The organism is Marinomonas sp. KMM3893 (assembly GCF_004352855.1).
Lineage (GTDB): Bacteria > Pseudomonadota > Gammaproteobacteria > Pseudomonadales > Marinomonadaceae > Marinomonas > Marinomonas arenicola.
Window position 1 is genome coordinate 58,353 of record NZ_SJSC01000010.1, and the last position, 9,432, is coordinate 67,784.

At 46.0% G+C, this 9,432-nt stretch carries 10 protein-coding genes and 4 tRNA genes; 2 read left to right on the forward strand and 12 right to left on the reverse strand.

Translation table 11 applies throughout. The features are described from left to right. Positions 1 to 36: 36 nt before the first annotated feature. From nusG to E0D71_RS17115, 11 genes are all read right to left on the reverse strand, one after another. On the reverse strand, positions 37 to 570 hold the full coding sequence (gene nusG / locus E0D71_RS17065; RefSeq protein ID WP_133004512.1) for a transcription termination/antitermination protein NusG: 534 nt from the start codon (positions 568 to 570) through the stop codon (positions 37 to 39). A 9-nt stretch (positions 571 to 579) separates the two neighbouring features. Next, positions 580 to 948, reverse strand: a complete 369-nt coding sequence (gene secE / locus E0D71_RS17070; protein WP_115898940.1) for a preprotein translocase subunit SecE — start codon at positions 946 to 948, stop codon at positions 580 to 582. Positions 949 to 989: 41 nt separating this feature from the next. Beyond that, positions 990 to 1,065, reverse strand: a tRNA-Trp gene (locus tag E0D71_RS17075). Positions 1,066 to 1,180: 115 nt separating this feature from the next. Beyond that, positions 1,181 to 1,256: transfer RNA gene (locus E0D71_RS17080), tRNA-Thr, on the reverse strand. Between the two features lies 1 nt (position 1,257). Next, positions 1,258 to 1,332 (reverse strand) — tRNA-Gly (locus E0D71_RS17085). Positions 1,333 to 1,335: 3 nt separating this feature from the next. Then, a tRNA-Tyr gene (locus tag E0D71_RS17090) sits at positions 1,336 to 1,419 on the reverse strand. Positions 1,420 to 1,493: 74 nt separating this feature from the next. Further along, positions 1,494 to 2,201, reverse strand: coding sequence for an SPOR domain-containing protein (locus tag E0D71_RS17095; RefSeq protein ID WP_133004513.1), 708 nt, complete (start codon positions 2,199 to 2,201; stop codon positions 1,494 to 1,496). After that, positions 2,198 to 2,932, reverse strand: coding sequence for a type III pantothenate kinase (locus E0D71_RS17100; protein WP_133004514.1), 735 nt, complete (start codon positions 2,930 to 2,932; stop codon positions 2,198 to 2,200). Before E0D71_RS17100 ends, E0D71_RS17095 begins: the two co-directional genes overlap by 4 nt. Further along, on the reverse strand, positions 2,916 to 3,869 hold the full coding sequence (locus tag E0D71_RS17105) for a biotin--[acetyl-CoA-carboxylase] ligase (RefSeq protein WP_133004515.1): 954 nt from the start codon (positions 3,867 to 3,869) through the stop codon (positions 2,916 to 2,918). Before E0D71_RS17105 ends, E0D71_RS17100 begins: the two co-directional genes overlap by 17 nt. 4 nt (positions 3,870 to 3,873) lie before the next feature. Next, entirely contained in the window at positions 3,874 to 4,782 is a 909-nt protein-coding gene (locus tag E0D71_RS17110; protein ID WP_133004516.1) for a phytanoyl-CoA dioxygenase family protein, read from the reverse strand. Positions 4,783 to 4,811: 29 nt separating this feature from the next. Continuing rightward, entirely contained in the window at positions 4,812 to 5,993 is a 1,182-nt protein-coding gene (locus E0D71_RS17115; protein WP_133004517.1) for an alpha/beta fold hydrolase, read from the reverse strand. Positions 5,994 to 6,100: 107 nt separating this feature from the next. On the opposite strand from E0D71_RS17115, the gene E0D71_RS17120 reads away from it, so the two are divergent. Then, positions 6,101 to 6,577 (forward strand): GNAT family N-acetyltransferase, encoded by a 477-nt coding sequence (locus tag E0D71_RS17120; RefSeq protein ID WP_133004518.1) that lies wholly within the window; start codon positions 6,101 to 6,103, stop codon positions 6,575 to 6,577. Between the two features lie 32 nt (positions 6,578 to 6,609). Here E0D71_RS17120 and E0D71_RS17125 read toward each other — a convergent pair whose 3' ends face one another. Next, a complete protein-coding gene (locus E0D71_RS17125; RefSeq protein WP_133004519.1) occupies positions 6,610 to 8,289 on the reverse strand; it encodes a glucan biosynthesis protein D in 1,680 nt (559 codons plus the stop codon). Positions 8,290 to 8,690: 401 nt separating this feature from the next. Between E0D71_RS17125 and E0D71_RS17130 the strand changes: the two genes are divergently transcribed. Next, positions 8,691 to 8,849, forward strand: a complete 159-nt coding sequence (locus E0D71_RS17130) for a YqaE/Pmp3 family membrane protein (RefSeq protein WP_133004520.1) — start codon at positions 8,691 to 8,693, stop codon at positions 8,847 to 8,849. Positions 8,850 to 9,432 lie beyond the last annotated feature (583 nt).

Consider the following 9,432-nt stretch of genomic DNA (forward strand, 5'->3'; position numbering starts at 1 on the left):
ATGGGTCACTGCCCGAAGGCTACCCGTTCAACAAAATCAGGCTTTTTCAACCTGACTAAATTCCAAATCAACTGGTGTAGAGCGCCCAAAAATAAGCACAGCCACCTTGATTCGGCTTTTATCGTAGTCCACTTCTTCAACGACACCGTTAAAGTCTGCAAATGGACCTTCGTTAACACGAACCACTTCCCCAACTTCAAACAAAGTCTTAGGACGAGGCTTGTCAACGCCATCATTTACGCGTTGCAGAATAGCATTCGCTTCGCGCTCTGTGATTGGAGAAGGTTTGTCCGCTGTACCGCCAATAAAGCCTAATACACGCGACGTGCCCTTAACCAAGTGCCAAGAGTCATCATTCATATCCATTTGGACTAACACATAGCCTGGATAGAATTTTCTCTCACTCTTGCGCTTTTTACCATCTCGAATTTCAACCACTTCTTCGGTTGGAACCAAGATGTCACCAAAATTATCTTCTTGCCCCATGATCTGCACACGTTCGTTCAACGAGCGCATCACGTGCTTTTCGTACCCTGAGTACGCTTGTACTACATACCATCGTTTCGTCACGAGCAACTCCTAACCTATTACCGAAGAAACGATCCAACCAAGGAGCGAATCTACCCCCCATAGTACGAGAGACATAAAAATAACAACCGCTAACACGATTAAGGTAGTCTGTACTGTTTCCTGCCTTGTTGGCCATACAACCCTACGAATTTCGGTTTTCGCTTCTTTAGCCAATGTAAAGAACGCTTTACCTTTCGCAGTCTGCAACGCAACAAAACCAGCAACACCAGCCAAAACCAGAATAGCGATCAAGCGATACAATAGTGACTCAGCAGAAAAATAGTTATTACCGACAACGCCAACCGCAACCAGTAAAATAACAATCGCCCACTTAAATACGTCTCCGCGAGACGCTTGAGCTTCAGTACTCGATCTCATACTTTCAGGTAATCCCTAACTAAGAAATAGGATACGAAAAATGGCAGGCCAAGAGGGACTCGAACCCCCAACAGCCGGTTTTGGAAACCGGTGCTCTACCAATTGAACTATTGGCCTACAATCGTATGGGCGGAGGATGATACCCGTCTTTGCAAAAACTAGCAAGGGTATTCGCCCAAAAAACAGACAATAAAAAAGGCGGATCAACCACCTATCTTTGCATTGAAAATGCTGGAGCTCATGAGCAGATTTGAACTGCCGACCTCACCCTTACCAAGGGTGTGCTCTACCAACTGAGCTACATGAGCTTGGAGCGGGTAGCGGGAATCGAACCCGCCTCTTCAGCTTGGAAGGCTGAGGTAATAGCCACTATACCATACCCGCAAATGGTGGAGGGAGGTGGATTCGAACCACCGAAACTTTCGTGGCAGATTTACAATCTGCTCCCTTTGGCCACTCGGGAACCCCTCCACGACTCATCGCTACTTGCGTAACACCCCAAAAGGTGGGAGCCATTATATGAATCACGTTTCTAATTGCAAGCACTAACAAGGATTTTTTTCTAACTTTATCATCATCTTGGTTAAATCGAACTGAGCTAGAAAAGCATTCCAGTCTTCTTCATTGATAGACTGCTCAATGGTGATCTGATGCAAGGAAACGGTACGCATATGATCGTAGACATTCACCGTATAACCCGACAAGGTTTGTATCCTTTCTCGCGCCTGTTCCGCCCGACCTTTTTCGGAATACAAACCTAAAGAAATACGATTTTTCATCTCTTCTCGAGTAATAATAAAACTATCGATGGATTTGCTTGCCAAATCTTTCACTATTTCGGTGGCGCGCTGCTTGGTTGCAGGCGCATCAATGTACAGCCAGAATTTAGGACGCTTACCTAGCGTCTCCCCTTCTTTGTAGGCCCAGCCGAACGCTTTTAACGTTTTGACTATTTGCGCTTCATCGCCACTTTTCTCGGTTTCAATACGCGGACAGAAGACGCCATCAGTAGCGCCTTGGGCCACAGTGGAGGCTGCAACCGCTTGATTAAGTGCCTCTTCCATTTGTTCGGTTTGCGTTTTCTCTTTGACCTTGTCCTCCTCGCTAGGCGGCTCAGACAACAAACGAATGCTTTCACTCACCGGCGGCGCGTACACCGCTTGTTTGGGCTGTGCAGCGTTATCCTGAACAAAGCTATTCCAACTCAGAAAAGCCGCGTTCGCCAACACAAATAGATAAAAAAGCCACTTCACATTTGCGCCCTCAAACAATCATCGCCCACGAATTTTGCTCCCTTTGCCACCAGGTGTTGCTCTTGGCTGGCATCAATACCCAGCGCATCTAAGAGCGATTTAGCATCGCCCCCCGTTACCACCCAAGTAAAGTGTTGATAGTCTTTGTAGATACGCTCAAGAAAGCCCAGAGCCATTTCATGACACCCTTGTGCAACCGCTCTAGCGGTAGAATTCGGTAAGCCGTCTGTCATGACTTTTTCCTCTGGCGTATAGCGGATACGCGCCGTTTTAGACAATAACGACGCCTCCATCATTGCTAACCCAGGCGTAATGTAACCACCTAAATGTTGTCCGGCTTTGTTTACCATATCGACTTTTATCGCGGTACCAGCGTCCACCACAACCACATCACCACCAAACAAATGGTAACTCGCTATCACAGTTAACCAACGATCTACACCCAACCGATGCGGCTCTTGATAGGCATTACGCACACCACAAGCTTCAGCGACGCTACTAAGCTCAACCCAATGAGCATTAGGGTAAGACGCCTTCAGTTGCTGTTGTAACGCTTCACCGTCTTCTGACGAACGCACGCTGGCAAAATAAACCGCGTCTGGCACAAAGCCTGTTTGCTTGGCAATATTCTCATCACGCACTTGCCAAAGAATGTTATCAGCATCAAACGCCGTGTATTTGATACTGGTATTACCCACATCAACGATCAATACTTTAGCGACGACGGACACTCACCTCTCCCCCATGCAATGCGACCAACACCCCATCTTCTTCTACCAACAGCGCACCGCTTTCATCGATACCACGAGCAATACCCATTCTCTGTTGGGAAATAGAACTGACCGTAATTGGCTGATTAAATAGGACATCGTGAGCCTGCCAAACGGCCTGATAATGCTTCATGCCATGACCTTTTTCAAAACACTCACACACAGCGACCAACTCATTGGTTAGGTCTGCAAGAATTTGGTTACGACTTGGCGTACGACCCAGGCGAGATGCCAGATCCGTCCATGGCTGATCAACATCAACCATTACTTCTTGCGTCATTTCTACATTTAGGCCAATACCAATAATGACATTGCAAACATCTTCATCAACGACCATTTCCAGTAGAATGCCACACACTTTTTGACCATCAATTTGCACATCATTTGGCCATTTTAAGCCAGGGTTCGGGATGCCAAGCTTTTTAATGGTTCGCGCTACTGCGACACCCACTGCAAGGCTCAACCCTTCCACAACACTAGGGCCACCTTCAAAACGCCAAGCAAACGACATTGTAACGTTCTTAGCAACGCCGGATGCCCATTGGCGACCACGACGCCCTCTGCCGTTAAGTTGTCGCTCAGCAGTCACTAGAACAGGTAATGCCCCACCCTCGGTAATATGTTGCTTCACGTCACTGTTGGTCGACTCTGTTTCAAACAGAATCTTGCGTACCACATCCGTATTTATCCCTGCCGCTTCTAACGCAGGTTCTGATAGCAGCTCTAATGGTTCTGGCAGACGGTAGCCGCGACCTTTCACTGAGTGTACTGTCACCCCAATGCTTTCTAATTTTTTTAATTTTTTCCACACCGCGGCTCGCGTCACACCAATAGCTTCACCAAGCTCTTCACCAGAATGAAACTTACTGTCACTTAAAAGAGATAATACTCTTTGCATTTATTTATACTCCAATCGTACTGGCATCGGCGCTGAAAAACGCAGCAAACTCTTGCCCTTTTTCAAGCTGCAACCAATTTTCTGCGGGATAATCGCACTGCTGATCTACCGCATGAAGCGCATAAGCATGACGAGATGTATCCGAGCGGTTTGCGTAACTAAGGTGAGGAAACTCACCATTTAAAATAACCAATGACCCTTTTGGCACCGGCATGGCAACCAATTCATCAGGCTGCCAAATGTGCTCTTTCAGCGTCACCATTGTGGTCTCTGTAGCGGCAGGAGAAACACGTTCAAAACGCGTTAACAGGCCTTGTCTGTGCCCACCAGGAATCCCCCACAAACACCCATTTTCAAGCGTTGCATCCTCAAGAGCAAACCACAATCCCACCACACTCATAGGCGTAGTATAGAGAAAGGTACTGTCTTGATGACAATTAACTTCTCCACCAATGCCTGGCTGCTTAAAGATATACATAGATTGCGCCGCTCTCGGCTCTACCATGCCCAACTGTTCAAGCAGCCCTTTCCAGACGGAAGATAAGGAGAAGGCTTTGAACAGATCATCCTGCGTATGCAGCCCATGCCCTACCTTGTTAATCGATAGTGGCAGTGCTTGTTTAAGTTCGCCCAGGGCATCAAATGCGTCTTCTTCAAAGAAGTAGGAAATTTTGTTTGCCGACGCCATAAAGTACTGATCAGTATGCCGAGTTTGTTCATTCGTAGTAAAAATAGAACGCACAGAATTCGGGTCAAATTCCATCATCAACTGCGACATTCTCTTTTTTAGCGCCTCACAGACAACCCCAGAGACCGCTGACTCAATCACTAGAAAGCCGTTTTCGTGATAATCCTTTACTTGCTCTTGGCTCAAGGTCAGCACGTCTAAATCGAGTGGATTATTTGCCCTCATAGGTATCGCCTCTTATTTGTCTGATCTTTCTACTCTAAATAAGCCGTCGCCTGAATAAAGTTAGACACCTGCTTCATCAAGGACTCAAAAAGAGGATTCCATGAGATACGTCCGGCATGGTCACTTTTTTCCGACAACGCCGCTGACTTTTCACCAAACCAATTATTCGTATCACTACGACACGCCTGATATTTTACCGTCTCATCAAGATACCAACCACAAATCCGGTAGGAGCCGTTTGCCCCGTAGTAGGGATTATTGGGATCACCGTGAATCGACATATGAGACAACCCCAGAATACGTTGCTCTGGCCAATTCGTATTATAGATCCTCACTCGATCTGTATTGGCATTACTTTGCAGTCGGCTATAGAGCAACATCTGACTTTTCGGGCTAATCATGGCCTCATGGAACACAGACTCACTCACCGATGCGTCCACTGTTTGATCATCTTCAGACAGCGCCATAAACACAGGAATGGGTTGTGGGTTATCTTGCAAAGTATTACGCGCTTCTTTCGCTAAACGGTACGCGGAAGCAATGGCAGGCACAGGAATAGAAGCGTATTTGGCAAAATCATCCGTTGGGTAATTATCTAACCAATCTTTAAAGTAAGAAAGTAAGGGTGAGAACCAATCAATGCCGCTGTTGATTTTAAATAAAGGCGAAAACAGCAACACACCGGAAACCGCATCTGGATGCAGCCAAGCGTATTCTGCCGCCAGAGCACCGCCAGTCGAAAACCCGCCAACATAGAATACATCCACTTCTTTTTGAAAGGTGTCTGCCGCATCCCGAAAGGCTGTGCGCCAATCATCTTCATTTACTTGAAGTAAATCCGCAGAGCGCGTGCCATGTCCTGGCAATAAAATAACCCGTACTTGATAACAGGCTTTTTGCAAAGCAAGCGCAGCGTCGCGCATAGAAAAAGGAGAATCAGAAAGGCCATGAGACAGCAACACACCTATTGTCGAAGCTGTGCCACACTGTTGAGGATCGGGCCGTAGCTCAAACGGCATCACGGCAGCGAGCTCATTGGCCGAGTTTTGAGGGTTAATCCATTCTTTATGAGCGCTCAAAAATAGTCTAGCGCGTGATTCATAGGTCGAAAAGTCTTCACCAGATTTTGATAAAAAAACATCCTTGCCATCTGCGGCCCATACGGGAAACATCATCACACACAGACACCAAAATACAATTTGTTGTCGCATGATTCATCCTTATTAAAGTCGTTAAATACTATGATCCTACCAAAGTCCCAGAGAGAAAACTCTATGCTATTATTCTTTCTTCTCTAGCCTGAATAAAAAACCCTTCGATGCAGACTCAAGCACTGACCGTAGAACGCGTTCCCGCTCTTTGGTTCTTACTCGTAAAGAAGTTTTACCAACAGTATTATCCGAGCGGAAAACCCAACAAAGCCGATCCAATTTGGGTCCTAAAAGAACAAGCAGCCATTATTGCAGCGGTGCGCCTTAAACAGTTTCCAAATTATCAGTTATTAACCGCCATGGTAACCAAGCCGGCGCTGCGAGGAAAAGGAATCGGAAGCCATTTACTGAGCGGCATACACGACGCCTTAATTGAAAAACCTTGTTACTGCTTTGCTTTTTCTCACCTGGCGACTTTCTATCAGAATAATGGCTTTAGCGTGATCACAGCAGAGCAACTCCCTCTGGAACTGCAACAGAGATTCACCGCCTACACTGCACAAGGCCGGCAACTCACACCAATGCTCTACTGCCTCACTGCTCCCAACCCCAAAACAAAAAAAAAGCGTCAGTGGTTAAACTGACGCTCTTACAATAAAAGAATTGTCTCTCACTGTTATTTCAAATGACCGGCATTATGCAAGGCTCTGTCTTTCGCTGCTGGCGGATTCCATTGATACTGCCACGTTTCCGATAAAGGCTGCCCATTCGCTTCCAAGTACACTCGCATGTTAATCGGATTCGACGTCGCATCAGGCGGTACCAAATCAAACATCACACGGTAACCATCAATAGAATGCAAGGGACGAGCAGATTCGATTTCCACCTTACCTTTCGATGTCGTAATTATCGCTTTTACTTTTGTGTCTTTGCCTAACATAGCCAAAGATCCGCCGGCAAAATCAACCACAAAACGCTTACTGTAATAATGACGTTTTTTACCAATCACACCACCAATACCAGTGAACGTATCCACGACTCGAGCACGGGGTGAGTGAACCGGCGAGTGACTTCCCCAATACATATTGTAGCTATACAGCAATTCTTGACCTGGCTTAATCGGTTTCGCCGGATTCCAGAAGGCCACAATATTATCAAACGTTTCATCCAAGGTCGGAATTTCTACCAACTGAACAGAACCCTTACCCCATTTGCCAATAGGCTCAATCCACAAGCTTGGGCGCTTCTCATAGAAAACCCCATCGTCTTGATAATGGTCAAAGTTTCGATCACGCTGCAACAAACCAAACCCTTTAGGATTCTCATCACTGTAAGCATTAAACCTTAAGTTCTTAGGGTTGCCCAAAGGACGCCAAATCCACTCACCGTTACCCGTCTGCATGGCCAGACCATCGGAATCATGAATCTCTGGACGCCAGTCATAGCCTGTTCGACGGTCATTTTCACCTATCATAAACATACTGGTCATTGGCGCGACACCTAAGCGCTCAATCGCTTTTCTAGGGTAAATAGCCGCATCAACTTTCATTTTAAACGGTTCGCCTGGCGACATATCAAAACGATAAGCCCCTGACACACTAGGCGAGTCCATTAGTGCATAAACAGTCACCACATCGGAACCAGGCTTTGGTTTCTCTAGCCAGAAATTGGTAAAGGTTGGGAATTCTTCAGGGTGAGGAAGCGCAGTATCAACGGCTAATCCACGCGCAGAAAGGCCATACTGCATCTCACTGCCTACCGCACGGAAATAGCTCGCCCCCAAAAAGGCAACCACGTCACGCTGCCAGTCCGTCGCAAACTGCATTCTAAAACCCGCGAAACCAAGATCTTTAGGCAGCTTTTTACCATTCACTTTAGACTGACCATACTCAAACATAGAGGACGAATAAGGAATAGGCGTCGACTTTCCATTTTCAAGTTCATTCATATGGATTGGCGTGTCAAAACCTAGGCCGAGATGAAACAATTCAGTGCGAAACTCTGTGTCATCTTTCGTCCACAAGGCTTTTTCTTTATTGAAATGAATCTGTTGATAGTCATCCCAATCCAAACTTTTTAGGCTTTTAGGCAACTCACCTTTATGACTTTGATAAGGTTGAGTTGCTAACTGTCTCGCATAGCCTTTCAACCAAGCATAGTTAAACGCTTCGCCGGCTTTTGGCTCCGCTGGCTCAGAAGGCTGCGCGGCACAAGCCGTCACACTGAACAACACACCAACAGTCAATAACGAACGACTGGCTAAACGCTGCAGGCGATTCGCAGTTTTCGTTTTTCGGGATTGTGTCCCGACCAAGTGAGAACCCTTCACAGGCTCTGAAAAACAATGAAGATTCATAAGCTGACTCTATCCATTTAACATTAACGCCTATAGTAGCGAATTCCCTACTGGGCGTGTGTTCGGGTATGGTAAATATTTAATACATTAATTGTGATAATACGAAATAAAACCTTACGTTCGCATAAGAAAGTCACGAGATAACCACTTTATTACACACCTCATTCCCGTCTTTATAATGGTTTAAATCAACCGTAATGCAGCAATCTAAAACAAACAATATCAGTGCATAACTAGCAAAGTTATTAACAAGCCACTAGGCTACAAAGCATTGTGGATAAAGATGAAGTTAGCTATTAACTCGATGGAAGACTGATAACTTGTCATCGTTAGTTTGAACTCTAAGCATTTTTAACGTTAGTATAACAAACGACTAATTGCATAATTGAAGGAGTAGCAACATGGATCTGATTAGAATCGTCTTCGCCATTCTACTGCCACCTTTAGGAGTATTTTTACAAGTAGGTATCGGTGGGGCATTTTGGCTCAATATCTTATTGACGTTACTAGGCTATATTCCGGGAATTATTCACGCGATATACATTATCGGAAAGCGTTGATAAGTAAGCGAAAGAACAAGAAACAACCCCCTCTAACTCCCCCTTGGCAGGGGGGAGAGCTATTTCAAAGCCCAGCTAGTTTGCTGGTTACGACTAGGGGCAGTGTGAGAGGTTCTTGTTTTAGCTAAAAGGGGTCAGATCCCTTTAAACAATTTGGCGTTAGCTAGTTTGCCGGTTACGACTAGGGTCAGAGGTTCTTGTTTTTCATCTGCGCTGACGCGTCGAGGAACGAGACAGGCGCAAGCAAATGGAAGAACAAGAAACGGCCGCTCTACTGAAGCAGTACGACTATGGTCAGAGCCCTTAAACGGCAAGTGTTGTGGTTGGTTGGAGGCTCTGCGATTGCTTAAGGGGTCTGACCCTGCGCATCTGACGCAATGGGTATCGATAAAAAACTTAACCCACTGTATTCGTTATCTTTTATGTGTGCCTGTCTTGATTAAAAGAACCTCTAGAATGTTCTGGAACGAAAAAACCCCACCCTGCGTAGCAGGATGGGGCTTCTCTTAATTATAAGCTTGACGACGACCTACTCTCACATGGGATCCCCCACACTACCATCGGCGATGACGCTTTTCACTTC

Bases quoted from the DNA above. Each gene is read 5' to 3' on its own strand.
- secE (WP_115898940.1), bottom strand. From the start codon at position 948: ATGAGATCGAGTACTGAAGCTCAAGCGTCTCGCGGAGACGTATTTAAG.
- E0D71_RS17120 (WP_133004518.1), top strand. From the start codon at position 6,101: ATGCAGACTCAAGCACTGACCGTAGAACGCGTTCCCGCTCTTTGGTTC.
- E0D71_RS17105 (WP_133004515.1), bottom strand. From the start codon at position 3,869: ATGCAAAGAGTATTATCTCTTTTAAGTGACAGTAAGTTTCATTCTGGT.
- E0D71_RS17110 (WP_133004516.1), bottom strand. From the start codon at position 4,782: ATGAGGGCAAATAATCCACTCGATTTAGACGTGCTGACCTTGAGCCAA.
- E0D71_RS17130 (WP_133004520.1), top strand. From the start codon at position 8,691: ATGGATCTGATTAGAATCGTCTTCGCCATTCTACTGCCACCTTTAGGA.
- E0D71_RS17115 (WP_133004517.1), bottom strand. From the start codon at position 5,993: ATGCGACAACAAATTGTATTTTGGTGTCTGTGTGTGATGATGTTTCCC.
- E0D71_RS17125 (WP_133004519.1), bottom strand. From the start codon at position 8,289: ATGAATCTTCATTGTTTTTCAGAGCCTGTGAAGGGTTCTCACTTGGTC.